Origin of the sequence: Roseobacter sp. N2S, assembly GCF_031454055.1 — a bacterium.
Taxonomy (GTDB): domain Bacteria; phylum Pseudomonadota; class Alphaproteobacteria; order Rhodobacterales; family Rhodobacteraceae; genus Amylibacter.
This window is the reverse complement of record NZ_JAVDQB010000002.1, coordinates 384,419-409,798: the sequence shown is the minus strand read 5'-3', so window position 1 is coordinate 409,798 and position 25,380 is coordinate 384,419. Positions and strand designations below refer to the sequence as shown.

Annotated in this window: 24 protein-coding genes; 18 read left to right on the top strand and 6 right to left on the bottom strand. The window is 56.6% G+C overall.

Features of this window, described 5'->3' with window-relative positions:
- Window positions 1-5: 5 nt before the first annotated feature.
- A complete protein-coding gene (locus tag GGE09_RS07780) occupies window positions 6-740 on the bottom strand; it encodes an FCD domain-containing protein (protein WP_309745798.1) in 735 nt (244 codons plus the stop codon).
- A gap of 152 nt (window positions 741-892) precedes the next feature.
- Here GGE09_RS07780 and GGE09_RS07775 point away from each other — a divergent pair, with 152 nt between their 5' ends.
- Genes GGE09_RS07775 through acuI form a run of 5 tightly spaced genes read left to right on the top strand, consistent with a single transcriptional unit; the run spans window position 893 to window position 5,039 of the window.
- Window positions 893-1,690, top strand: a complete 798-nt coding sequence (locus GGE09_RS07775) for a DUF2182 domain-containing protein (RefSeq protein ID WP_309745542.1) — start codon at window positions 893-895, stop codon at window positions 1,688-1,690.
- Window positions 1,691-1,704: 14 nt separating this feature from the next.
- Window positions 1,705-2,406: a DUF1326 domain-containing protein gene (locus GGE09_RS07770; RefSeq protein ID WP_309745541.1), complete on the top strand. Its 702-nt coding sequence runs from the start codon at window positions 1,705-1,707 to the stop codon at window positions 2,404-2,406.
- A gap of 20 nt (window positions 2,407-2,426) precedes the next feature.
- Window positions 2,427-2,933 (top strand): DinB family protein, encoded by a 507-nt coding sequence (locus tag GGE09_RS07765; RefSeq protein ID WP_309745540.1) that lies wholly within the window; start codon window positions 2,427-2,429, stop codon window positions 2,931-2,933.
- Complete coding sequence (locus tag GGE09_RS07760; RefSeq protein WP_309745539.1) at window positions 2,933-4,036, top strand: dimethylsulfoniopropionate demethylase; 1,104 nt, start codon at window positions 2,933-2,935, stop codon at window positions 4,034-4,036. Before GGE09_RS07765 ends, GGE09_RS07760 begins: the two co-directional genes overlap by 1 nt.
- 13 nt (window positions 4,037-4,049) lie before the next feature.
- Window positions 4,050-5,039: an acryloyl-CoA reductase gene (gene acuI, locus GGE09_RS07755; protein WP_309745538.1), complete on the top strand. Its 990-nt coding sequence runs from the start codon at window positions 4,050-4,052 to the stop codon at window positions 5,037-5,039.
- A gap of 69 nt (window positions 5,040-5,108) precedes the next feature.
- Here the strand turns inward: acuI and GGE09_RS07750 are convergent, their stop codons facing one another.
- Window positions 5,109-5,486: a VOC family protein gene (locus GGE09_RS07750; RefSeq protein ID WP_309745537.1), complete on the bottom strand. Its 378-nt coding sequence runs from the start codon at window positions 5,484-5,486 to the stop codon at window positions 5,109-5,111.
- 145 nt (window positions 5,487-5,631) lie between these two features.
- On the opposite strand from GGE09_RS07750, the gene GGE09_RS07745 reads away from it, so the two are divergent.
- The 7 genes from GGE09_RS07745 (at window position 5,632) to GGE09_RS07715 (ending at window position 14,660) form a co-directional block, all read left to right on the top strand.
- Window positions 5,632-6,855 carry an aminotransferase class V-fold PLP-dependent enzyme gene (locus GGE09_RS07745; protein WP_309745536.1) on the top strand — a complete coding sequence of 408 codons (1,224 nt, stop codon included), beginning with the start codon at window positions 5,632-5,634 and terminating at the stop codon, window positions 6,853-6,855.
- Window positions 6,856-6,889: 34 nt separating this feature from the next.
- Complete coding sequence (locus GGE09_RS07740) at window positions 6,890-8,314, top strand: deoxyribodipyrimidine photo-lyase (RefSeq protein WP_309745535.1); 1,425 nt, start codon at window positions 6,890-6,892, stop codon at window positions 8,312-8,314.
- 73 nt (window positions 8,315-8,387) lie between these two features.
- Entirely contained in the window at window positions 8,388-9,599 is a 1,212-nt protein-coding gene (locus tag GGE09_RS07735; RefSeq protein ID WP_309745534.1) for a cyclopropane-fatty-acyl-phospholipid synthase family protein, read from the top strand.
- A 12-nt stretch (window positions 9,600-9,611) separates the two neighbouring features.
- A complete protein-coding gene (locus GGE09_RS07730) occupies window positions 9,612-10,052 on the top strand; it encodes a TrgA family protein (protein WP_309745533.1) in 441 nt (146 codons plus the stop codon).
- Window positions 10,053-10,061: 9 nt separating this feature from the next.
- A complete protein-coding gene (locus GGE09_RS07725; RefSeq protein WP_309745532.1) occupies window positions 10,062-11,123 on the top strand; it encodes an NUDIX domain-containing protein in 1,062 nt (353 codons plus the stop codon).
- Between the two features lie 56 nt (window positions 11,124-11,179).
- Window positions 11,180-12,214, top strand: coding sequence for a cysteine synthase A (locus tag GGE09_RS07720; RefSeq protein WP_309745531.1), 1,035 nt, complete (start codon window positions 11,180-11,182; stop codon window positions 12,212-12,214).
- Window positions 12,215-12,221: 7 nt separating this feature from the next.
- Window positions 12,222-14,660: a DUF3772 domain-containing protein gene (locus tag GGE09_RS07715; RefSeq protein ID WP_309745530.1), complete on the top strand. Its 2,439-nt coding sequence runs from the start codon at window positions 12,222-12,224 to the stop codon at window positions 14,658-14,660.
- Between the two features lie 37 nt (window positions 14,661-14,697).
- Here the strand turns inward: GGE09_RS07715 and GGE09_RS07710 are convergent, their stop codons facing one another.
- From GGE09_RS07710 to GGE09_RS07695, 4 genes are all read right to left on the bottom strand, one after another.
- Entirely contained in the window at window positions 14,698-15,495 is a 798-nt protein-coding gene (locus GGE09_RS07710) for an alpha/beta hydrolase (protein WP_309745529.1), read from the bottom strand.
- Window positions 15,492-16,904, bottom strand: coding sequence for a short-chain fatty acyl-CoA regulator family protein (locus GGE09_RS07705; RefSeq protein WP_309745527.1), 1,413 nt, complete (start codon window positions 16,902-16,904; stop codon window positions 15,492-15,494). The genes GGE09_RS07710 and GGE09_RS07705 overlap by 4 nt, the downstream gene beginning before the upstream one ends.
- An 80-nt stretch (window positions 16,905-16,984) precedes the next feature.
- Window positions 16,985-18,205 carry a multidrug effflux MFS transporter gene (locus GGE09_RS07700; protein ID WP_309745526.1) on the bottom strand — a complete coding sequence of 407 codons (1,221 nt, stop codon included), beginning with the start codon at window positions 18,203-18,205 and terminating at the stop codon, window positions 16,985-16,987.
- Window positions 18,206-18,401: 196 nt separating this feature from the next.
- Window positions 18,402-19,667: a M10 family metallopeptidase gene (locus tag GGE09_RS07695; protein WP_309745525.1), complete on the bottom strand. Its 1,266-nt coding sequence runs from the start codon at window positions 19,665-19,667 to the stop codon at window positions 18,402-18,404.
- 268 nt (window positions 19,668-19,935) lie between these two features.
- On the opposite strand from GGE09_RS07695, the gene GGE09_RS07690 reads away from it, so the two are divergent.
- From GGE09_RS07690 to GGE09_RS07665, 6 genes are all read left to right on the top strand, one after another.
- Window positions 19,936-21,468 (top strand): acyl-CoA carboxylase subunit beta, encoded by a 1,533-nt coding sequence (locus GGE09_RS07690; RefSeq protein WP_309745524.1) that lies wholly within the window; start codon window positions 19,936-19,938, stop codon window positions 21,466-21,468.
- 168 nt (window positions 21,469-21,636) lie between these two features.
- The gene (locus GGE09_RS07685; RefSeq protein ID WP_309745523.1) at window positions 21,637-22,092 is read left to right on the top strand and encodes a DUF6497 family protein; all 456 of its coding nucleotides are present in this window, start codon (window positions 21,637-21,639) and stop codon (window positions 22,090-22,092) included.
- Between the two features lie 205 nt (window positions 22,093-22,297).
- Window positions 22,298-22,420 (top strand): hypothetical protein, encoded by a 123-nt coding sequence (locus GGE09_RS07680; RefSeq protein WP_309745522.1) that lies wholly within the window; start codon window positions 22,298-22,300, stop codon window positions 22,418-22,420.
- 81 nt (window positions 22,421-22,501) lie between these two features.
- Window positions 22,502-22,867: a hypothetical protein gene (locus tag GGE09_RS07675; RefSeq protein ID WP_309745521.1), complete on the top strand. Its 366-nt coding sequence runs from the start codon at window positions 22,502-22,504 to the stop codon at window positions 22,865-22,867.
- Window positions 22,868-23,018: 151 nt separating this feature from the next.
- Window positions 23,019-23,234 carry a hypothetical protein gene (locus GGE09_RS07670; RefSeq protein WP_309745520.1) on the top strand — a complete coding sequence of 72 codons (216 nt, stop codon included), beginning with the start codon at window positions 23,019-23,021 and terminating at the stop codon, window positions 23,232-23,234.
- A gap of 140 nt (window positions 23,235-23,374) precedes the next feature.
- Window positions 23,375-25,375 carry an acetyl/propionyl/methylcrotonyl-CoA carboxylase subunit alpha gene (locus GGE09_RS07665; protein ID WP_309745519.1) on the top strand — a complete coding sequence of 667 codons (2,001 nt, stop codon included), beginning with the start codon at window positions 23,375-23,377 and terminating at the stop codon, window positions 25,373-25,375.
- The last annotated feature ends 5 nt before the right edge of the window (window positions 25,376-25,380 follow it).

Genomic DNA, 25,380 nt, shown 5'->3' with positions numbered 1-25,380 from the left:
CGCGGTTATTGCGCCCTGTTCTTGCGCATTGCCGCCACTTCTCGGGCCAGTTCCAGCGTATGGGCGGCCAGTTCTGCCAAAACGGATTCGGTAGCGGCCCCGTCCTGCGCCTCTAATGCGTCAGCGATCTGGGTGTGCAATTCCACGATCTTTTCCCGCTTGCGGGCGGTAAAGGTGATCATATTCATTAAAGGCTCAATCGCTTCAACCGCGCCTGCCAATTGATAAGACATCACCGGATTGCCCGCTGCATCCACTAGGGCACGGTGAAAGGCCACATCGGACGCGCAGAAACTTTCGTCTGACAGGCCGGGCTGGGACTGGCGGTGGATTTCGGCGCGCATGGCGGCCAGTTGATCGGGGGTGCGGCGCTGGGCGGCCAGCGCGACGCAGGCCCGTTCCAGCGCGAAACGGGCTTCACAGGCAGTTTCAAAACTGACCGCATTCATCGACAGCAACAGGATCGAGGTTGTGATCTGCTGGCCATAGGCGTCCTCAAAGCTAAGCCGGTTGATGAACGCGCCCCCAGAGGCCCCCCGCTGGGTGCGGATCAGGTTTTGCGCGGCCAGTCGTTTCAACGCCTCCCGCACAGTCGGGCGCGAGACTTGGAACTGCTCGCACAGATCGCTTTCAGAGGGCAGGCGCTGATCGACAATCAAGCTGCCCTCCATTATTCCGTCACGGATAGCCTGTGCGATTTGGGCGGAAAGTTCCTGTGCCTGATCAAGTTCGTATTTCATCATTTTTCCGGTCTGTAGGCCCGTTTCAGGCGCATTTAGGCTGTGTGGAAATTAATTGTCAGACATTTACAGAAATTAATTGTCAGACATTTGATTTTCCCGTAGACCCAATGTAACCCAAAGCACCTGTGACACAAGTGCCGGACCTGAAAATGAACCCTGTAAATAGGTGCGATTTGCTGGCGAATTCCCATCACCTGATCCGATCTACCCTGTGGGTTGCCTTTTTTGTGGCGATTCTGATGTCGTGGTGGATGATGTATGCGATGGCCATGCAGATGGGGCTGAACTGGTACGGCGCGCGGGTTGGGATGATGGATATGGCGGGTATGCCGCCGATGGACAGCCTGCGTATGCTGGTGCCCATGTGGGCGGTGATGATGGTGGCCATGATGGGGCCGACCTTTGTGCACACACTCACCACCTATGAAGCCTTGATCAAATCCGCCAACGGCAGTTGGGCGGGGTGGTTCGGTGTGGTGGGCGGTTATTTCCTTGTCTGGGTCGGGTTTGCGGTGGCTATTGCGCTGGTGCAGGCGGGGCTGATGCGCCTGGGTTGGCTCGATATGTTCGGCCAATCCACCGCTATTTGGGCCACTTCACTGCTGTTGATCGTGGTCGGCCGGTTCCAGTTCACTTGGCTGAAAGAAGTCTGCCACGGGGTCTGCCATGCACCGATGCAATATTTTCTGGGCAACTGGCGTCCGGGTGGGGCAGGTGGCTGGCGCATGGGGCTTGGACTTGGCGCCTATTGTGTGGTCTGCTGCTGGGGCTATATGGCGCTTGGCTTTGCGGGCGGGGCGATGAACCTGTTGTGGATGGGTCTTGCGACTGTCCTGATGGTTTTGGAAAAACTGCCGCAAGTGGCGCATTACGTGATGCGCCCTGTGGGGGCATTGTTGATTGCAGCGGGGCTTGCTTTGGCGGGTCGGGCTGCGGGAATTTACTAAAGGGAGGCCATCAGATGGCGACGAAAAAGACAAGGGCTGCGGCGGACCGCATAGAGGTCATGAACAAGCTGGACCAGCGGATGACGCCCACGCGCCGCCGCAAGGAACCCACCGATTGGAAACTGAAGGGTGAGCTGTTTCTGAACTGTTCCTGTGACGTGTTCTGCCCCTGCGTTGTGTCCTTGGGTAAATATAAACCCACCGAAGGATATTGCCACGCATGGATGGCCATTCGCATTGACGAGGGCCATTTTGAAGGCGAGGACATTGGTGGTCTGAATGTGGGTCTTCTGGCCGATATTCCGGGCCGCATGGCCGAGGGCGACTGGAAGGTTGCCGCCTATGTGGATGAACGGGCCACGCAGAAAGCCTATGACGGGTTGTTGAAAATCTTCTCGGGCGCGGCGGGGGGCACTACGGGGTTGTTCACCATGCTGGTGTCCACCATCATCCACGCCGAACGCACCAAAGTGGAAATTGAAACCGATGGCCGCCGCCGTCGCATCAACATCGGCAAAAAGATCAACGGCGAAATCGAAACTTTGGGCGGGGCCAATCCCGAAGAAGCCGTGGTGATTAAGAATTCCAAATACTGGATGGGCCCCGATATTATCGCTGCTGTTGGCCTGCGCTCTCGGGTGCGTGACCACGGTCGGGCTTGGGATTTCGGCGGCAAGTCTGCGGAAATCTGCCCGATTGAATGGTCCGGTCCGTAAGCCCGACAGGGACGAAAGCGATGGCATTGTCCCCTGACTGGCTGCGCATGATGGCGCGGTATAATTCCTGGCAAAACGGCTGGATGATTCCCGCCGCTGACGGGTTGTCCGATGCCGCGCGGCATCTGGATCGCGGCGCGTTCTTTGGGTCAATTGCGGGTACGCTCAGTCACATATTATGGGCAGATCAAATGTGGATGGGGCGTTTTGACGGCGGCCCGTCCCCCAAGGGCAGCGGGGCAACGAGTGCGGCGCTGTTTTCGGATTGGGCCGAATATCAAGCGGAACGCCGTACAATGGACGCGCGGATCGAGGCTTGGGCCAACGGAATGGATACGGCGCAATGCGCGGGGGACATCACATGGTATTCGGGCCTGATGAAGGCTGATGTGGTGCGGCCCAAAGAGATGGTCTTCACCCATTTTTTCAACCACCAAACCCACCACCGCGGGCAGGTTCATGCCATGCTGACCGCCGCGGGTGTTTCCACAACTGATACGGATTTGTTTTATATGGAGCAGATGTAATGGCCTTGATTTCACAGTCCCGCCGCTTGCGGCGCACGCCATTTTCCGACGGAGTCGAAGCGGCTGGCGTCAAAGCCTATACGGTTTACAACCACATGTTGTTGCCTACGGTGTTCCGCTCTGTCCAAGAGGATTACCACCACCTGAAATCTGCCGTGCAGATCTGGGATGTAGCCTGCGAGCGGCAGGTGGAATTGCGCGGGCCGGATGCGGGCAAGCTGATGCAGATGCTGACCCCTCGGGATTTGCGCGGCATGCAGGCGGGCCAGTGTTATTATGTGCCGATTGTGGATGAAACCGGCGGGATGCTGAACGATCCCGTGGCGGTCAAACTGGCCGAAGATCGTTGGTGGATTTCCATCGCTGACAGTGATTTGTTATACTGGGTCAAAGGCATCGCCAACGGCTGGCGGCTGGATGTTCTGGTGGATGAACCAGACGTGTCGCCGCTTGCGATCCAAGGGCCACAGGCTGAAACTTTGATGGCGCGGGTGTTTGGCGACAGCGTTAAAGATGTGCGCTTCTTCCGCTTTGGCTGGTTTGATTTTCAGGGCCGCAGTCTGGTTATCGCGCGTTCGGGCTATTCCAAACAGGGTGGCTATGAAATCTACGTCGAGGGCAGCGACATCGGCATGCCCCTGTGGAATGCCTTGATGGAGGCAGGCCGCGATCTGGATGTGCACGCTGGCTGCCCGAACCTGATCGAGCGGATTGAGGGCGGCTTACTGTCCTACGGCAACGACATGACCGACGATAACACCCCACATGAATGTGGGCTGGGACGGTTCTGCGACACCCAAACCGCCATCGGCTGCATCGGGCGCGATGCCCTGCTGCGGGTGGCCAAAGAAGGCCCGATCCAACAAATCCGCTCCATCGCCATCGACGGCCCTGCCGTTGGCGGTTGTGATCGCTGGTGGCCGGTTCTGGCGGGCGAAAAACGGGTCGGTTGGGTATCTTCGGCGGCTTGGTCGCCCGATTTCAACACAAATGTCGCCATAGGCATGGTGCGCATGACCCATTGGGACGCGGACACATCGGTTCACGTTCAAACACCCGACGGATTGCGCGAAGCAACTGTCAGGGAAAAATTCTGGCTATAATAAGGAGAATACCATGTTTAACGCACTTATCGTGGAAAAGGACGACGAGGGCAAAACCTCGGCGTCAGTTCAGCAGATTGATCTGGACCGTTTGCCCGAAGGCAATGTGACCGTTGCGGTAGAGTATTCCACCGTGAACTATAAAGACGGGCTTTGCCTTGGATCAGGGGGCGGTCTGGTGCGCAATTACCCCCATATTCCGGGGATTGATTTCGTTGGCACTGTCGAGAGTTCTGATGATGATCGGTACACTGCGGGCGACAAGGTTGTTTTAACTGGCTGGCGCGTGGGCGAGATCCATTTTGGCGGCTATGCCCAAAAGGCGCGGGTGAATGCGGATTGGTTGGTTCCCCTGCCAGAAGGTATCACGACACGTCAGGCAATGGCGGTTGGTACAGCCGGTTTGACGTCTATGTTGTCTGTGATGGCGCTAGAAGATCACGGTCTGAAAGTGGGTGACGGGCCGGTTCTGGTCACGGGGGCTGCGGGGGGCGTTGGTTCTGTGGCCGTTGCGCTGCTGGCGGCTTTGGGTCACGAAGTTGCGGGTGTAACGGGGCGCCCTGAAACGGCGGAATACCTGAAATCCCTCGGTGCGACACAGATTGTTGCCCGTGAGGAATTGAACGAAACCACCAAACGTCCGTTGGAAAAGGAAACTTGGGCAGGGTGTGTCGATGCGGTTGGCGGTGATATGCTGGCGCGGGTTCTGGGGCAGATGAAATACGGCGCGTCCGTGTCTGCGGTTGGTCTGGCGGGGGGCGCTGCGTTGCCTGCGACCGTGCTGCCGTTCATTCTGCGCGGGGTGAACCTGCTGGGCATCGACAGCGTGATGCAGCCCTATGAAAACCGTCTGCGGGCGTGGAAACGGATTGCCAGCGATCTGCCGATGGACAAGCTAGAAGCGATGGTCCAGCCGGCGCTTCTGTCTGACTTGCCACAACTGGGCAAAGACATCCTGAAAGGTCAGGTCAAAGGCCGCGTTGTTGTAGACGTAAACGCCTGATCCCCGCTTTTTCAGATTAAAATACAAAAGCCCCGCCAAACTGGTGGGGCTTTTGCCGTTTTACCCCCTTCATAGGGTTTCGAAAAAGCCGATAGAATTGCCATCAAGGTCAATCGTATAGGCAAACCGCCCTGCGGGAATGCTGATCGGCTCTGACAGCACTTGGCCACCCGCTTGCGCCACACGGCCCAAGGTTTGTTCCAACCCACCATAAGCCGCTAGATGGATCGTTGGGCCTGTGCCCTTAGCTGCTGGGGTGCCGGGGTAAATATGCCCTGCCACTGCGCGGGCCGGATTATCCGTTGGAAAGATCGCGATGGGGTTGGGGCCAGTATCGTCCAGCGTCAGCTTGGCCCCCGTGACCTTGGCGTAATAGGTCATGGCGCGCTTCATATCTGTGGTGGGGATTTCGGCCCAGACAACAAAATTCTGCGGGGTAAAGGTCATGGCAAATGCTCCTATGTGTTTGCGTGTTCCCTGCATAAACGGGGGGTGCTGCCAAATGCTGGCAACAGGGAATTGGCCCCTCTTGCGGCTTGACGCTCTACTGTGGGTGCGGCACTGCTGTGCCATGGGAATAGGGAGCAGACACATGACCTTGGATATTGATTTCATTCGCAGCCAGTTTCCGGCTTTTTCGGAACCATCGCTGCAAGGACAGGCGTTTTTTGAAAACGCAGGCGGGTCTTATACCTGCAAACAGGTGATCGACCGTCTGACCCGCTTTTACACCCAACGCAAAGTCCAACCCTATGCGCCCTACGAAGCCTCGCGCCTTGGCGGTGAAGAAATGGATGAAGCCCGCACACGGCTTGCGGCCATTTTGGGCGTGGCTACAAAGGAATTGTCCTTTGGCCCCTCAACCACCCAGAACACCTATGTGCTGGCGCAAGCTTTCGGGCAATGGCTGAAAGCAGGCGATGCCATCATCGTCACCAATCAAGACCACGAGGCCAACACAGGCCCGTGGCGGCGTCTGGCGGATCGGGGCATCGAGGTGCGTGAATGGTGCGTTGATCCTGAAACCGGCAGCCTGCCGCTGGACGGGCTGGGCGCGCTGCTGGACGATAAGGTGAAACTGCTGTGTTTCCCCCATTGTTCCAACGTGGTCGGTGAAATCAACCCCGTCAGCGAAATCTGCGCCATTGCACGGGATGCAGGGGTTTATAGCTGTGTAGACGGGGTCAGTTATGCGCCCCACGGCCTGCCCAATGTGGGCGCGCTGGGACCGGATGTATATCTGTTTTCCAGCTATAAAACCTATGGCCCCCACCAAGGCATCATGGTGATGCGCGAAGGTTTAGGAATGGAACTGCCCAATCAGGGGCATTATTTCAATGGCGAGGCGCTCTACAAACGGTTTACACCTGCCGGGCCAGATCACGCCCAAATTGCCGCCTGTGCCGGGATCGCCGATTACATCGACGCAGTTTATGCCCATCACGGCGGCGTGGACGCCCGCGCGGCCACACGGGGCGAGGCAGTACATGACCTGATGCGCAGCCATGAGGTGGAATTGTTGCAGCCTTTGCTGGATTACCTCGGGGATAAGAACTCTGTCCGCCTGATCGGCCCGCGCGAAGCTCGCGCCAAAGCGCCGACGGTGGCGATGTTGTCGCAAAAATCAGGGGAGCAATTGGCCCAAGAACTGGCCCCGCTGGGCATTATGGCGGGGGGCGGCGATTTCTACGGGGTACGCTGCCTGAAAGGGCTGGGGATTGATCCGGATCACGGGGTTTTGCGGGTCAGCTTTGTGCATTACACTTCAAAAGCCGAGGTGGATAAATTGATCACAGCTTTGGATCAGGTTTTGTGATCTAAACCAAAGGGTCGCGCGTATTCTTTCGGATATGACAGACACTTACACAACTCTCTGGTGGGTCAGGCGCGATATGCGGCTGGCCGACAATCCCGCGCTGGCCCATGCGATTGCATCTGGTGGGCCGGTTCTTCCTGTTTTTATCCATGACGAGACCGTTGCCGGTCTGGGGGCCGCGCCGAAATGGCGAATGGGGCTGGGGATCGACGCCCTTGACGCCGATCTGCGCCGTCTGGGCAGCCGCCTGACCCTGCGGCGGGGGCGGGCAGTGGATGTTCTGACGGATTTGGTGCGGGAAACCGGCGCAAAATCCGTGGTCTGGTCTCGGGCTTATGATCCTGATGCCATCACGCGGGACACGGCGGTTAAAACCGCGCTCAAAGACCTAGGCATCGGGGCAGAAAGTTTTGCAGGCCATCTGTTGTTTGAACCTTGGCAGGTGAAAACCAAAGTCGGCGGCTATTACAAAGTCTACACCCCGTATTGGCGGGCTGTGCGGGACAATCCCGTGGCAGATTGCCTGCCTGCGCCCACATCTTTGCCTGCGCCCGATCATTGGCCTGCCAGCGATAGACTGGCAGATTGGCAAATGGGCGCGGCCATGAACCGCGGCGCGGATGTGGTGCTGCCTTACACAAATGTGGGGGCTACGGCGGCACAAACGCGGCTGGCAGAGTTTCTAGAGGACGCCATCACAGACTACCGCGAAGGGCGTGATTTTCCGGACCGACAAGTTACCTCGCGCCTGTCCGAAAACCTGACCTACGGGGAAATCGCCCCCCGCAGGCTGTGGCATGCAGCCCGCCAAGCCATGATGGAAGGCGCGCAAGGGGCGGAACATTTCCTGAAAGAACTGGTCTGGCGCGAGTTTGCCTATCATCTGGCCTATCACACCCCCCATATGCTGACCCGCAACTGGCGGGTGGAATGGGACGGGTTTGGCTGGCGCGGTGATAATACTGATGCCGAAAACTGGCGGCGGGGGATGACGGGCGTGCCTATGGTCGATGCCGCCATGCGGGAATTGTTTGTCACGGGCACCATGCACAACCGCCTGCGGATGATTGCGGGGTCTTACCTGACCAAACACCTGCTGACAGACTGGCGCATCGGGCAGGATTGGTTTGCCCAAACCCTGATCGACTGGGACCCTGCCGCCAATGCCATGGGCTGGCAGTGGGTTGCGGGCTGCGGGCCGGATGCCTCGCCTTATTTCCGCGTATTCAATCCCGAAACACAAGGGGTGAAATTCGACGGGCAGGGACGCTACCGCGATTTGTATCTTAGCGAAGGCTTGGATGCTGCAGGCCGCTGCCCGAGTGCGGATTTTTATCAAGCTATTCCACGCAGTTGGCAGATTACGGCGGCCACACCCTATCCGGAGCCCGCCCTGACCCTAAAAGAAGGCCGTCTTCGCGCATTGGAGGCATATTCCAACGCCAAGAGCGGCAGTTAATACGGGGTTAACAGGGGGCTTGGCAGGGAAAAAACCTTGTATTAGGCTTTCGTGATAGAACAAGGAGTGTTGGATGCACGTGCTTACATCCACTGAGGGGCAAAAAGACCTGCCGCGTTATTTTGGGGCGGCTTTTGCGCAGTTGCAGAAAATCCGCAATGGCGGGTTGGATATGGTGTTGCCGGACGGGCGGGTGTTCCAGATCAAAGCAACCAACCCCGGACCATTTGCGCGGGTTGAAATTGTGAACCCGGACGTCTTTACCCGACTGGCCCGCGAGGGGGACATGGGGTTCACGGATGCCTACCTAGAGGGCTGGTGGACCTCGCCGGATTTGCAGGCCTTTCTGGATCTGGTTTTTGCCAATAACGAAGAATTGGGCCACGGGTTTCCGGGCGGGTTTCTGGTGCAATATTACGAGCGTCTGCGCCATTGGTTGCGGGGCAACTCCAAAGCACAGGCCCGCAAGAATATATCCTACCACTATGACTTGGGTAATGATTTCTATTCCAAATGGCTGGATGAAACCATGACCTATTCTTCCGCTTTGTTTCTAACGGGCCAAGAGGATATGGCAAAGGCGCAAATCCAGAAGTACGCTTCCCTTTGTGATGAAATGGGCATGAAACAGGGCGATCACCTGCTGGAAATCGGCTGTGGTTGGGGCGGTTTCGCGGAATATGCTGCGGGCACGCGGGGGGCGAAAATGACCTGCCTGACCATTTCCCAAGAACAACATGACTATGCCAAAGAGCGGATGTTCAAGGCAGGGCTGGCCGATCGGGTGGAGGTGGTGATGCGCGATTACCGCGACGAACGGGGCAGCTATGACGGAATCGCTTCGATTGAAATGTTTGAGGCCGTGGGCGAAAAATACTGGCCCACCTATTTCAACGCGGTTCACGACCGTCTGAAGCCCGGTGCAAATGCCAGTTTGCAGATTATTACCATCGCAAACGAGCTGTTCCCGAAATATCGCAAAACCGTGGATTTCATCCAGAAACACATCTTTCCGGGGGGCATGTTGCCCAGCACCAACGCCCTGCGCGCCGAGGTCGAGCGGGCTGGGTTGTCTTATGTCAAATCCTGCGAGTTCGGCGAAAGCTACTCCATCACACTGCGCCGCTGGTATGAGACCTTTAACAACGCATGGCCCGACATCGTGCCGCTGGGCTTCGACCAACGGTTTAAAAACATGTGGGATTTCTATCTTACGAGTTGTGCTTCGGGCTTTCACTATGGCACAACGGATGTGACGCAAGTGACTGTGCAAAGACCAAAATAACTAGGGGCGGGAATGCCAACAGCAGCAAAATTGATGGCGGGTCTGGCTTTGGCGCTGACGGCTGCCATCGCGGCCTGTGTTTTCATCTTAGAACATAGCGAAATGCCCATCGGGTTAAAATTTGTACTGGGCAACGCGGTTGTCGGATTTTTCGCGGGTTGGTATTCACTCGGGCGCAATCCTGGTCACAGTAACATATCCGGCGCCATGAGCGGGCTGCGCACGCTGGTGATGCTGTTGATTGGCTGCGGTATGGTTTTTGGCGGGCAATTCGTGTTGAACAATCTGGGGCAATTCCGCTATCGCGATCCTATTGAAATTCCCTTGCTGTGGATTCAAACCACCTTTGAATATGTGGTACTGGCCCTGACCCCCAATGTGGGCGCGACCTTGTTGATTGGCGGCCTGTTGTCAGGTGTTGCAGCCTATCAAGCCAGCTTTCGCTGGCGGTAATGCTAATCCATGCGTGTTTTTCTCACGGATCGTTCCGTAGCCCAAGCTTTGCTGCCAACGGCCGAGTGGCGCGATGATCGGATTTCGGGGTTTCAGCCCAACGGACAGGGTGCCTTGGTGCCGGATGCGGGGGGATGTGATGGCGTTTCAGCGAAAGTGTCAGATCCCTTGCAAGAGCCTTTCGTAAGTTATTTCAACGGCCTGTTAGGTGACGTGAAACAAGTTCCTTTGCAGGACGGCACTGCCTTTGCCTTAATTGCCCCTGCAAACACCAAAGCAGACTTTACTGCCCAAGCCAGACGGACCGAGGAATTGGTCGCCGCAGATACTGTACGGATTTTAGGCGATTCCACCTCCCAAAACACACCTGTTGTACGTGCGGGCCTGGTGATGCGGGCGCGATCCTATGTGCGGGCGGAACAGTCCCAACGCCATGTGCCTGTTGCACAACGGCGGGGCTTTCGCGCCGATCAGGTGCAGGATTTATCCCGCAGCTTGCCCTATGCGCGCTATTTCGATGTCGAGGATCTGACCCTGCGCCATCCCCGCTTTGACGGCGGCATGTCACCCCCGATTGATCGTACGGTCATGCGATCGGCGGATGCGGTGACAGTGTTGCCCTATGATCCCAAGTTGGATCAGGTGGTGCTGGTAGAACAATTCCGCCCCGCCGCCTATGTGCGGGGGGACAGTTGCCCTTGGGTGCTGGAACCTGTGGCGGGGCGCTGCGATGGGGATGAACCTGTCGAGGAAGTCGCGCGCCGTGAAATGATCGAAGAGGCAGGGCTGACCCTGCTTTCGCTCAAAAATATCGCCAGTTATTATCCCTCGCCAGGGTGTTTGTCGGAATATCTTTACTCTTTCGTAGGGATTGTGGACCTATCACAGGCCGAAACCGGCGTGCACGGCGTCGCGGGTGAAGATGAGGACATTCAAACCCATATTCTGGATTTTGACGCGGCCATGGCCTTGGTCACATCGGGGGAGGCTGACAACGGCCCGCTGTTGTTATCGCTGTTTTGGCTTGCTGCAAATCGCGCAGGATTGCGTGCAGGTGCAAGCGCCGCTTGAAACCACCCAAGCGCAAGCGTATCAATGGTGCAAGCAAGTCTTAAGGAACCCCTCTGATGACAATTTACCAAGACCTTCCCCATGCCGTTGGCAACACACCTTTGATCCGTCTGAACAAGGCGTCCGAACTGACGGGGTGTGAAATTCTGGGCAAAGCCGAATTTATGAATCCGGGGCAGTCGGTCAAAGACCGCGCCGCGCTCAGCATCATCCAAAGCGCGATTGCCAGTGGCGAGCTGCGTCCGGGCGGCACCATCGTTGAAGGCACCGCAGGGAATACTGGTATTGGTCTGGCTTTGGTCGGGGCGGCGATGGGGTTTAAAACCGTGATCGTGATCCCTGAAACCCAAAGTCAGGAAAAGAAAGACATGATCCGTCTGGCAGGTGCTGAACTGGTGCAAGTGCCCGCAAAGCCTTACCGCGATCCCAACAACTTTATCAAATATTCCGAACGTTTGGCCGCAGAGCTGGCGAAAACCGAACCGAACGGCGCGATCTGGGCAAACCAGTTTGACAATGTGGCCAACAAGCAGGCCCATATCGACACCACCGCGCCAGAAATCTGGGATCAGACAAACGGCAAAGTCAGCGGCTTTATCTGCGCCTGCGGGTCTGGGGGCACACTGTCTGGTATGGCTGACGGGCTGCGGGCCAAAAACAAGGACGTGAAAATCGGCATCGCCGATCCGGACGGGGCGTCTTTGTACAACTATTACACCCACGGCGAATTGAAGGCCGATGGCGGGTCCATTGCCGAAGGTATCGGTCAGGTGCGTATCACCAAAAACCTTGAAGGGCTTGAGGTGGATTTCGCCTATAATGTGCCGGACGGTGAAGGTGTGCAAATCGTATTCGATCTGCTGCAAGACGAAGGTCTGTGCATGGGGTTGTCAACCGGTATTAACGTAGCCGGCGCGATCCGCATGGCCAAGGACATGGGGCCGGGTCATACCATCGTGACTGTTCTGTGTGATTACGGCACCCGCTATCAGGCCAAGCTGTTCAACCCGTCCTTCCTGCGTGAAAAAGGCCTGCCGATCCCCCATTGGTTGGAAAAGAAGCGCACCGATATTCCGACCGTTTTTGAATAGAGCCCTGATGACCCGTTTTCTCTGGACGCTTGTGCTGCTGGTGGCTTTGCCGCTGGCAGCTTTCGCGCAAGATACTACCACTGTTTTTGACTCCAAGGCTTTCGACAGCACCGCTGCGCGCGCCCAAGACGTGCTGGACAGCGGTGCGGCCTCGGATCAGGCGCTGGAACAATTGCGCCAGCAACTGGTGGATTTCCGAACCGCCGCGACCAATCAAAAAGCGCTGGCATCGACCAAAGTTACACCGATTTTTGAACGGCTTCAGGCGCTTGGCGATCCGCCTGCCGAAGGGGTGACCGAAGCCGAGGACGTGGCTGGCCTGCGCGCCGAGCTGAATTCTGCCCTGAACAACGCCCGCGCGCCTGTTCAATCGGCCGAGGATTCTTACAAACGGGCCGATAGTCTGATCAAACAGATCGACACATTGATGCGCGACCGCACAACGGCGCAATTGATTTCCCAAAACAGGTCGCCACTGACCCCTGTTTTGATCAAAGACGCTTTGGAGGCTTTGACCCAATTCGGCGAAAATCTTTGGGGTGAGGTGAAAAGCAATCTGAACAACCCCGCACGCTCTGCAGGGCGGTTGGGCAATATTCTGGGTGTGGCGATTTTGCTGTGTCTGGCTTTGCTGTTGCTGGCGCGGTCGCGCCAATGGTCGCGCCATGTGCAGGCTGCGGTCAGTCAAAATGCATCGCCCACCACGGCGGCATTGTTCGGGTTTGTCGGGTCATTGTCGCAACTGGTGCTGCCTGCGATCGGCTTGATCGTTCTGGTGCAGGCGCTGCTGTTGCTGGATTTGTTTGAACTGCGTGGCTATTTCATGCTGCGCAGTCTGGGTTTTGCAGGGTTTTCCCTGTATTTTGCGGCCTGGTTGTCGCGCTCCCTTTTTGTGCCAACGTCCACACAGGGCGCTTTGATCGAAATTGATAACAGTCTTAAAGGTCCGATGCGCCGGTCCTTCCTTGCGCTCGGGCTGATGTTTGCGCTGCGCGCGATGCTGGATGCGATGGTGATCGGATCTGGCCAAAGCCCGTCTTTGGTTGCAGCCTTGCCAACATTGACCTTCCCGCTGACAGTTGTGGGCGGCTTTGCGCTGTTCCGCATCGGTCGGGTTCTGGGCAATGAGGCCCGTGTGGCAGGTAAACAAGAAGGTGGCAATCCGTTCTTGGGGCGTATCGCGGCGATCATGGGCAATATCTGTGTGGCCGCAGGCGTGGCAGGGCCGCTGTTGGCGGCCCTTGGCTATGAAAGCGGCGGCACCATGCTGGTGTTTTCCACAGCCGCGTCATTGTTGCTGATCACGGGGCTTTATATCTTCTTCCGCCTGATCGGATCGCTGACGGGCTATGCTTCGGGTACGGTGGTGGCTGCGGGGGCCGAGGGTGAGACCCAGCGCTACGGCGCGTTGTTCCGCGTGGCTGTCGGCTTTATCATGATCTGTATCGCCCTGCCGTTTCTGGCGCTTATTTGGGGCGCACGGGTCAGTGATCTGCAAGAACTGTGGTTGATGGCACGCAACGGCATCGCGATTGGTGACAACCGTGTTTCGCTGACCGATTTCCTGACCTTTGTGCTGATTTTCTCGGTTGGGTTTACTATCACCCGCGTGTTGCAATCCGCCTTGCGCACAACGGTTCTGCCCAACACGCGGCTGGACAGTGGCGGGCAGAATGCGATTGTCACGGGCACGGGCTATGTGGGGATTTTCCTTGCGGCCCTTTCTGCGATTACTGCCACGGGGCTTGATCTGTCTAATCTGGCGATTGTGGCTGGTGCTTTGTCGGTTGGTATCGGTTTTGGCCTGCAAACCATCGTGTCGAACTTTGTGTCGGGGATCATCCTGCTGATTGAACGCCCGATCAAAGCGGGCGACTGGATCGAGGTTGGAACCTATTCGGGATATGTGCGCAAAATCTCGGTGCGCTCGACCGAGGTGGAAACTTTTGACCGCGCGTCTGTGGTGATCCCCAACGCTGACTTGATTTCAGGCACGGTGACAAACTGGACCCATTCCAGCATGTCTGGCCGTGTGCGGGTGCCTGTGGGGGTGTCGTATAACAGTGACCCCCGCGAGGTTGAAAAAATCCTACGCGAGGTGGCCGAAGCCCATCCCATGGTGCTGCTGGAACCCGGTCCTGCGGTGATGTTCATGGGTTTTGGCGCAGACAGTCTGGATTTCGAAATCCGCGCGATCTTGCGGGATGTGAATTGGATGCTGTCGGCCAAATCCGACATGAACTACGAAATCTTCAAACGGTTCAAAGACGCGGGCATCGAAATTCCCTTTGCGCAGCGTGATGTCTATATCAAAAATCTGGACCAGCTTGGAAAACCTGCCAAGTCGGCGAGTGATGTGTCAGCAGATGATGATCCAGATGATACAGCCGAGGATGAAGCTGAAGATACTGTAGCTAAGGCAAAGCCTAAAGACACCAAACACTGACCCCAAAATGCAAAGGCGATCCCCGTTCACAGGGCGTCTATAGACTGTCGATAAAGCGATAGATCGCCTTTTGCCCGGCCACATCCCAATGTCCGACGTGCCCAACGCCTTTGACACCGCGCCAAACCTTGCGCTTGGATGCGGCGGCTTCAAAGACGGCCAGACCTTGATCATAGGGGACAACCGTGTCCATCGTGCCATGCATCACCAGCAGGGGGGAGGTGATCTTCGGGATGGTGCCAAGTGTGTTCCAATGCTCGTGCAGGCCCAAAGAGGTGGGGAAAACCGGCATCCGCTGGCGTGCCATCGCATCAATCGACTCGAAGGGCGCCTCAAGCACCAAACCGGAAGGCGGGTGGATCGCCGCCAGTTGAACTGCAACCGCGCTGCCAAGACTTTCGCCGTAATACACCAGCTTTTGCGGCTGGGGACCTAGCAGATCGGGCAGGGCCTTTATCAGTGCCAGCGTATCGGATCGCACTGCGGTTTCTGACGGTTTCCCGCTGCTGCCAGATGACCCGCGATAGGCCATCGCCACCACCCCGTAGCCCCGATCCAGCATCCGGTTGAACCGCTGGGTCCGCAGGGCAAGATTGCCTGCATTGCCATGGAAATAGATAATTGTGGGTTTGGATGCCTTTGGTGGGGCCACCCAGATCACAAGGTGTTCGTCGTCGGACGTGCGCAGCCGCTTTACCGTCAAGCGCGGCTCTCCAGCCGTTTCTGGGGTGACTTCCGTTGGATCGAACGGATAAAGAATGCGGTCCTGAAACAGCACCAGCCCGCCAAAAGACATTAGATAAACTACCACACCGATGATCAGAAATCGGGTCATGGTTCGCCTATACTGTAGGGCAATGTGGAGCGGCTGTTGGGATCCACTTGCAAGCGACGTTCTATCGGGGGGACGGATCGTTGGTGGCAGTTGTGCCGTTCACAGATACGGCAGGAAATGCCGATGGGCTCAAAGGCCTGACGGTTGGTCACATCCAGATCATCGGCGTAGACCATGGCACCCGCGTGACGGATTTCACAACCCAGACCAATGGCATAGCGCCGGATCGGTGCGCGAAAGCTGCCGCCCTGTTTGGAAACATCCCGCGCAAGGCTCAGGTATTGCAACCCGTCCGGCGTTTCCGCCAACTGCCGCAGGAATTGCCCCGGTGTTTCAAAGGCGCGGTGGACGTTCCACAGCGGGCAGGCCCCGCCAAAGCGGGCGAATTGCAGACGTGTCGCGGAATGGCGTTTGGTGATGGTTCCAGCCTGATCGACGCGCACAAAAAAGAACGGAATACCCTTTAGTCCAGGCCGTTGCATGGTGGACAGGCGGTGGGCCACCTGTTCGATGCTGGCGTCAAAACAACTGGCCAGCAGTTCCAGATCATGGCGGGTTTCCTGTGCCACCTGCAAGAACCGCCCATAGGGCAGGGTGGCGGCCCCTGCAAAGTAATTGGCAAGGCCGATTTTACAGATTGCACGGGCCTCGGGGGTGTTGAAATTGGCGAAATCCAGCGTGGCTTCCAGCAGATCGTCGTGATCCAGCAGGGCGGTCTGGTGGGCGATCTGGAACAGTTTTGTTGATGTGGCCGCCTGTGCTGACAGGGTCAGGGTGCGCCCTGCAGGATCATAGTGGCGCAGCACATCGGTGTTTTGCGCCCGCAGGTGAATATTGTGTTTTTCCGCCAGCCAGTCATGGGCCGACCCCAGCGGGTTGGGGCCTGATAATTTGGCCTGCGCCGCATAGTTTTCGGCCACGCGGTCGATGCTGTCGATGTAATTGTCGCAATAATGGAAAAAGTCGCGGACCTGTTCCCACGGGGAGGGCGACATGGCGCTATCCTCGCGGCCCAAAGCCTCGTCTAGGGATGCCAGCCGTTCCTGTCCCTGACGATAAGCACGGTGCAGTTCCAGAAAGGCACGGGCCAGTGACGGGGCGTTTGATGCGGTCAGTTGCATATCCGCCAGCGGGGGCTGGGTGGTGCTAAAGACCGGATCGGCCAAAGCCTCGCGCATGTCGGCAACGATGCGTTCTGCTTCGCCCACAGACAGTTGGGTGACGTCAAAGCCGAACTCCTGCGCCAGTGCCAGCACCACGGTGGTGCTGACGGGGCGGTGGTTGTTTTCCATCTGGTTCAGATAGGGCAGGGACACCCCCAGTTTGGCGGCGAAATCCTTTTGGGTCAGCCCTTGTTTCTGACGGGTTTCGCGCAAGGTCACCCCTGCATAGAGTTTCTGGGCGCGCATGTTTGACCTATGGTTTGCGGATTAGCTAATCCGCACCGTAATATTTGCAAACTTACCGCGCAAGCGACATCGACCCAATATCACCGCCCTTTACGCACCAGATATTCCACCCGAATGGAATAAAGCGCTGCCATCAATGCCAGCACCGCAGATCCCAAAGTGAACAGGATTAGGGGCGTCGCCCCAGCTTCCTCGGACAGGAAGGGGATGACTATGGCGGAAATGGCGCCGCCCCCGAGCGTCATCATCGCGCCGCCAAGTCCCGCCGCCGTGCCGGCCAGTCGCGCGTTCACCGACATCATGCCCGCGCTGGCACTGGGCATCACCATGCCATTGCCAAGGCCGATAAAGATGGTACAGCCGAAAAACGCGACAGGGTGGTCAAAGCCGACATTCACCAGAATGAGCGAAAGCAGCATGCCCAAAATGGTAATCGCAGCACCCGCAGTCATCATGCGATACATGCCAATCACGCCCGCAAATTTGCCCGAGATCAGATTGCCAAGGAAATACCCCGCAGGCCCGAAGATGAAATACAAGCCCAGTTCCTTGGGGCTAAGGCCATAAACGATTGTGCCCACAAAAGGTGCCCCGCCCAGAAGCGAGAAAAAACACCCTGACGCAAAGGTCGAGGCCAGCGAATAGCCCCAGAAGCGCCGCGACGTCAGCAATTCAGGATAGGTGCGCACCTGTTCGATCATACTGGTCGAACGGTTAAGGTTGGTTTCTCCCATATCGCGCAGAACCAGCAGGAACACAAAAACGCCAAGCCCTGCCAGCGTCCAGAACGGGGCGCGCCAGCCAAAGGCTTCTTGCAGAAAGCCGCCAATGGTGGGGCCCATCATCGGCGCAACAGACATGCCCATTGCGATATAACCCAGCATGGACACGGCATTTGCCCCGCCTGCAATGTCACGGGCTGCCGCGCGTGACAGCACGAAACTGGACACAACAAGCGCCTGAAAGGTGCGGGCTATCAGCAATACGCTGGTGTTCGGCGCATTGGCGCACACAACCGAAGCGACGATAAAAGCCGCCAGCGTCCAAAGCGCCACAGGACGGCGTCCGTATCTGTCAGACACGGGGCCGATGAACAACTGCAAGATGCCGTTCATAAACAAAAAGCCTGATAGCATGAATTGCACAGCCAGATAGCTGGCGTCAAAATGGGTAACAATCGCAGGCATGGAGGGCAGGAAAATGTTCATGGCAATCGCGCCAATAGAGGCGAAAATAACCAGAGTGATCATTGTTGGCGGGGTTTTCGGGTCAAGAAAACGGGCTTTAGGCAGAACAGACATACAAAGGGGCGTCCTTTGGAGGATGGGGGAGCACCGTGTTTTCAGGCTGTAAAGAACCTCGTAACCGGCGGATACACCTGACTATGCCCTCAAAATTGAACTGTCCATGCCAAAAGGCCGTAAGGTTTCCGCTACGGCGCGTCAGCACTCTTGGGTTGGGGGGGGCGTGGTTCGCTGCGGTCGCGGGGGCGCGGTGTCAGGCCACCAGAATGTCATCGCTGAGCGCGGCAACTGTGATGTCATTTACCACCACCACCAACCCGTCATTAAAGGTGAACACGGCATTTGCGCCTTTGTTGACCCCTAAATCGAGCACATCAGACACGCTGGACACGTCGTCATGGTAGAATTTCAACTGATCTTTGTTGTCGGTGAAATCCAGCACCCTGTCCTTGCCGCCCCCTTCGGCAAAGACAAATGTATCCCTGCCTGCGTTGCCAGACAGTCTGTCATTGCCCTGATCCCCCGCAATACGGTCATTGCCGTTGCCCCCTGAAATCTTGTCAAAGCCGATGCCGCCACTGATCTTGTCCCGTGCATCGCCGCCTTCGATATCGTCGCGTCCCTTGTTCCCTTTGATCTTATCCCGACCGCCGCCCCCCAGCAGCAGGTTGGCGGCACTGTTGCCAATCAAAACATCCGCGCCCGCGCCCCCAGTGGCGTTTTCGATCACTGTGTCATAGGCGATGACCACATCGTCAGTAGAGTCAAAGCTGGAAAATCGGGCTTGGCGCAAATCCAGTCGCACGCCGCTGGCTATGGCTGATGCATCAAATGTATCAATGCCACCCCCGTCCCAGATCGCATCAATTGTGTCGGTACGCTTGCCCGTATAGGTGCTGTCCCCCGATGCGGTATCAAGGTTCGCGCCCCACAGGTCTTGCATGGCCAGAATGTCGAACAGCATCATCGCGTCACTGTCCATCCCGTTGTCCGGATTGGACGTGTAGGACATGATCGAATATTTGTTGCTGTCAAAGCCGCTTGGAACAGTAGGCGACGAGAACGGGTGTTTCAGCCCCATAGCATGGCCGACTTCATGCAGCACCAGATCGACAGAGGTGGTCAGATCAATAGTGTTGTCATAGACCACATAGCTGTCATAGCGGGTGATCGTATCCCCAGAACTGGATGCGCTAAAGCCGCCGACACCTGCCGTTGACCCCGGAATCGTCACCTTGCCCACGTTCATATCCGGATCGGCACTGCCAGAGATTTCGACAAATTCAACGTTCAACAGAGTTTCCACATGATCCAATGCGGCGCGGAAGGTCGCGGCCTCGGCTGCGCTGAAATCAGTCCAGCCGTCATAGCTGGCGGATGTGGGCAGGTCCGTCGGTGCGCTGGTGCCAGCATATTGATATGTGATGGTCCGCGGCGCAGCGCTGCTGGTGTTCAGTGCGCTTTTACCGTTCAAAAAAGTGAATTGCATTCCGTCGATAATCTCGGTTCTGGTGGCCATGGGATCCTCGTTGTTAGAAGCGGTCTAAGTGGTATAGCCGATTTTGGTGCAGTCCTAAGCCGTTTTTTGAAAACGGCTCTTTAAAGCAAAGCTTCGCCTGTTCAATTGCAGAGGTTTTGATGCGGTAATTATGGTGTAGAGAATTTGCAGGTTTGCAATATTCAAGTGCAGGTAGAATCAGGCTTTGCAAATATGCGAGGTTTCGCTTCCAGCGCCTTTAAAAATAGCGTATCTACAAGCAAAATGCGCACCATTCGGAGGTACAGCCGTGAACACGATCCTGCAACAACTAGAAAGCCGTCGCGAGGAAGCCCGCTTAGGCGGAGGCCAGCGCCGCATTGATGCGCAACATGCCAAAGGCAAGCTGACTGCACGCGAACGGGTCGAAGTGTTGTTGGACGAAGGCTCGTTTGAAGAATTCGACATGTTCAAAGCGCACCGCTGCACCGAATTCGGCATGCAGGAAACCACTATACCGGGCGATGGGGTGATCACCGGATGGGGCACCATCAATGGCCGCATGGTCTATGTGTTTTCGCAGGACTTCACCGTATTTGGCGGATCGTTGTCCGAAACCCACGCGGAAAAGATCTGTAAAATTCAGGAAATGGCCGTGCGCAACGGTGCGCCGATCATCGGGCTGAACGATTCCGGTGGCGCGCGGATTCAGGAAGGCGTCGCATCATTGGCGGGTTACGCGGATGTGTTCCAGAACAACGTGCTGGCTTCAGGCGTGGTGCCGCAGATCAGCGTGATCATGGGGCCCTGCGCGGGCGGGGCGGTGTACTCCCCAGCGATGACCGACTTTATCTTCATGGTGCGCGACAGTTCTTATATGTTTGTGACCGGCCCAGATGTGGTGAAAACCGTCACCAACGAAGTTGTCACCGCCGAAGAATTGGGCGGGGCGAAAACCCATACCTCTAAATCGTCAGTGGCGGATGGCGCATTTGAGGACGACATGGAAGCCCTGATGGAAGTGCGCCGCCTGTTTGATTTTCTGCCCCTGAACAACCGCGAAAAAGCCCCTGTGCGCCCGTTCTTTGACGATGTTGCGCGCAACGAGGCCTCGTTGGATACGTTGATCCCTGACAACCCGAACAAACCCTATGACATGAAAGAACTGATCGCCAAAATCGCGGATGAGGGTGATTTTTATGAAATTCAGGCGGATTTTGCCAAGAATATCCTGACTGGTTTTGTGCGGATGGAAGGTCAGACCGTTGGCGTTGTGGCCAACCAGCCTATGGTGCTGGCGGGCTGTCTGGATATCGACAGTTCCCGCAAAGCCGCCCGTTTTGTGCGCTTTTGTGATGCCTTTGAAATCCCGATCCTGACGCTTGTTGATGTGCCCGGCTTCCTGCCCGGGACCGGACAAGAGTATGGCGGCGTAATCAAGCACGGCGCAAAACTGCTGTTCGCTTACGGTGAAGCAACCGTGCCCAAAGTTACCGTCATCACCCGCAAGGCTTACGGCGGGGCCTATGATGTGATGGCCTCCAAACACCTGCGGGGCGATTACAACTATGCGTGGCCGACAGCGGAAATCGCTGTGATGGGGGCCAAGGGCGCTGTTGAAATCCTGTACCGTTCTGAATTGGGCGATCCAGATAAAATCGCCGCCCGCGTAGCCGATTACGAAGACCGCTTTGCCAATCCGTTTGTAGCCGCCGAAAAAGGCTTCATCGACGAAGTAATCACCCCCCACAACACCCGCAAACGGGTCTGTCGGGCCTTTGCTTCCCTGCGCGGTAAAAAGCTGAAGAACCCGTGGAAGAAACACGACAACATTCCGTTGTGATCGCGGTTGGAGCGCTGGGAGAATATGCAGAGAGGGTGTAATTCTGTTGGGAAGTTGCGCCTCTCTGACCTTACACCGCTCTGACCAAACGCCAGACTGGCGCTATGAAAGTGCTGGAAAAGCCCATCCAGCGAGATTTGAAACGAACCAAGAGGATGCGCCTGCATCATGAGTGCCGTGTTTGCCTATTCAAGCCTTGCCCGCTTTGCGTTTCGCGCAGGCGTGGTGGCGGCTTTGTTGTCCTTTTGGGCCGTGGCGGGTGTTGCGCAGGTTAGCACACTGGATACAGCAGAACCGATTGCGGTGCCGTCAGGGCAGGCGCTGTCATTGTTTGAAAAACAGGTGATCCCGCCGGAAAACAAGATCCTGTATCTGGGGTTTGTGGCGCCGGCACTGGCGGGGGAATACGGGGTTACATTTGATCGCGCCAGCGTGGATATGGATACGATCTGCACCGACCTTGGAATCGGGCTTGCAGGCAAACTGATCGGCGATGGATTGCGGATCGACGAAATCGTGGTGCGTCTGATGGAAAGGCCAATCGCTTACGGCGAAGTGGACGAAACAGCCGCACAATTTTTGAATGCATACGACATTAGTGGTGGAACATGCGAATGGTACTGACAAGAAAAATAAGGGGCGCGGCGGACACGCCCACAGTGGCCCCGTCACAAAAAAGCAGCAATTTGCAGGTTTTCCGCCTATTTGCACATATTCGGTATGCGCGGCTGCGAATCTTTGCTAACTTAGCTGCAAGCTGCGTTCACGCGGCTACGGTCGCGTGTCGTGATCGGTTTCGAATACAATATGACTGTCACAGGAGGACACTATGTCCACAAAACTTAAAATCGCATTGCTTGTTGTCACTTTGGGCGTTTCTGCCTGCGCACAACAAGAAGAGCCAGTTGTTATTCTGGACGTACAACCAGAGCCGGTTACTTCCAAGTACTAAGCTTATCGCCGGGCGGCGGTACGCCGCCGCTCGCGCATCGCTATCTTTTTCGCCACTGCACCCAGACCTGCAGGTGGCGCTATGATCAAACACCGTGGGTTTCCAGGGCGTTTGCCTGGGTCTGAATTCCAATTCGTCATTCGCCGTCCCAATAAAAAGGGCGCAACACCGCTTAAGGCGCGGGAACGCTATGCGGACCGCCGTCATGCAGACCGCCGCGCGGATGAGTTTTTCATGCGCGCCCTGTGGGAGTGTTTTGGCGAGGAATCGTTTGAGCGGGGCAATCTGGATGCGGGTCGCCTGAACTGGTTGCTGGGCCGCGAGGTCGTGCCTGCGGAGCAGCCGTTTGATCCTGAAAGCTATGAGGCTTTGCTGCGTGTCGACAAAGGCCGCGCTATGGTCAGCTTTCCCGACGTTTTTGACGAAAGTATCGAGGATTGGGCGTGATTTTGCCTATGAAATCCGTGATTTGGCGTGTTTGCGCCGACCTGCAAGGGGCGGTGCATCAAGCCCTTTGTTTTGCGCATCTTCCGCGCTACCTTTTGTCTGCACGAGGCCTGTCGAGCAGGCTTGAGACGCAGATAAAAAGAGGCAAAAAATGCGTAAACTATCAGTTTTTGCGGCACTCGCCGCGGTATTCGGTTTGTCAGCTTGCAACAGCACGTTGGACCAACGCACCCAAAAACGCATCGGTACCGGTGCGGTTGTCGGCGCGGTTGGCACGGCTTTGCTGGACGGCAACCCGATCAAAGGCGCTATTGTCGGTGGCGTTGTTGGTGGGATCACCAGCAAAGACCGGCACGTTTGGGAATAACCGCTCTTTTGAGCCGTTAAACTCTTTCATTTCCCCTCTACTCGGCCCCCTTCGCATCCGCGAACGGGGCCTTTTTTCGTGCCTGATTGGCATGGAAACCCGCCAGTTATTCCGTATTAGCCCAATCGAAGGTACAGCCCATGTTTAAGAAAATCCTGATCGCCAACCGTGGCGAAATCGCGTGTCGCGTGATCAAGACTGCCCGCAAAATGGGTATCAAGACGGTTGCGATTTATTCGGATGCAGATGCGCAGGCGTTGCATGTTCAAATGGCGGATGAGGCGGTTCACATCGGTCCAAGCCCTGCCAATCAATCCTACATCGTTATTGAAAAAGTGATGGAAGCGATTCGCAAAACCGGTGCTGAAGCCGTGCATCCGGGGTATGGTTTCCTAAGTGAAAACAAACTCTTTGCCGAAGCTCTTGAAGCTGAAGGCGTGGCTTTTGTCGGCCCACCTGCGGGCGCGATTGAATCCATGGGCGATAAGATCACCTCTAAAAAGCTGGCCCAAGAGGCGGGCGTGTCTACGGTGCCAGGCTATATGGGCCTGATCGCGGATGCGGATGAGGCGGTTAAGATTTCCAATGAAGTGGGCTATCCTGTGATGCTCAAAGCCTCGGCTGGCGGCGGCGGCAAGGGGATGCGCATCGCGTGGAACGATCAAGAAGCCCGTGAGGGGTTTCAATCGTCTAAAAACGAGGCGGCGAATTCCTTTGGCGATGACCGGATTTTCATCGAGAAATTTGTCACCCAACCGCGCCACATCGAAATTCAGGTGCTGGGCGATAAACACGGCAACTGCCTGTATCTGAACGAGCGAGAATGCTCGATCCAGCGGCGCAACCAAAAGGTTGTCGAAGAAGCCCCAAGTCCGTTTCTGGACGAAGCCACCCGCAAAGCCATGGGCGAACAATCTGTCGCGCTGGCCAAGGCGGTTAATTATTCCAGTGCAGGCACGGTGGAATTCATTGTGGACGGGGATCGCAATTTCTACTTTCTGGAAATGAACACCCGATTGCAGGTGGAACACCCTGTAACCGAACTGATCACCGGCATTGATCTGGTGGAACAGATGATCCGTGTGGCATGGGGCGAAAAGCTGGCCATGAAGCAGGAAGACATTAAAATCAACGGCTGGGCCATTGAAAACCGTCTGTATGCCGAAGACCCGTATCGCAACTTCTTGCCATCAATTGGCCGTCTGACCCGCTATCGTCCGCCTGCGGAGAAAGCGAAATCAGCCTATGCAGTGCGCAATGACACGGGCGTGTTTGAAGGCGGCGAGATCAGTATGTTCTACGATCCGATGATCGCCAAGCTGTGTACATGGGCCCCGACACGGGGCGAGGCGATTGACCGGATGCGTGTCGCGCTGGACAGTTTTGAAGTTGAAGGCATCGGTCATAACCTGCCGTTCCTGTCTGCTGTAATGGATCACGAACGATTCATTTCGGGCAATATCACCACTGCCTTTATCGAAGAAGAATACCCCGAAGGCTTTGAAGGTGCCACATTGGACAGTGCCGCCCTGCGCAATATTGCGGCCAGCTGTGCGGCCATGTTCCGCGTCGCCGAAATCCGCCGTGCGCGGGTGTCTGGGCGGATCAACAACCACAAACGCAAAGTGGGCAAAGACTGGGTTGTGACCCTGCAAGGCGAATCCTTTGCGGTGAAGATCAAGGCTGATGACAAAGGCTCTACGGTGAAATTCGAAGACGGTGAAAAACTGCGGATCACGTCGGATTGGTTGCCGGGGCAAAGCCTTGCCAAGATGAAAATCAACGGCGAAAATGTGGTTCTGAAGGTGGACCCGATTTCTGCGGGCTATCGCATTCGATCCCGCGGGGCTGAACTGAAAGTCCGCGTGCGCAGCCCGCGCAATGCGGAACTTGCCAGCCTGATGCCGGAAAAACTGCCGCCGGACACATCCAAACTGCTGCTCTGCCCGATGCCGGGTCTGATCGTGGCGCTGGATGTGAAAGAAGGCGACGAAGTGCAGGAAGGCCAAGCCCTGTGCACTGTGGAAGCCATGAAAATGGAAAATGTTCTGCGCGCCGAAAAGAAAGGCGTCGTCACCAAAGTGAAAGCCGCCGTGGGTGAAAGCCTGATGGTGGATGACGTAATCATGGAGTTCGAATAGGCCCA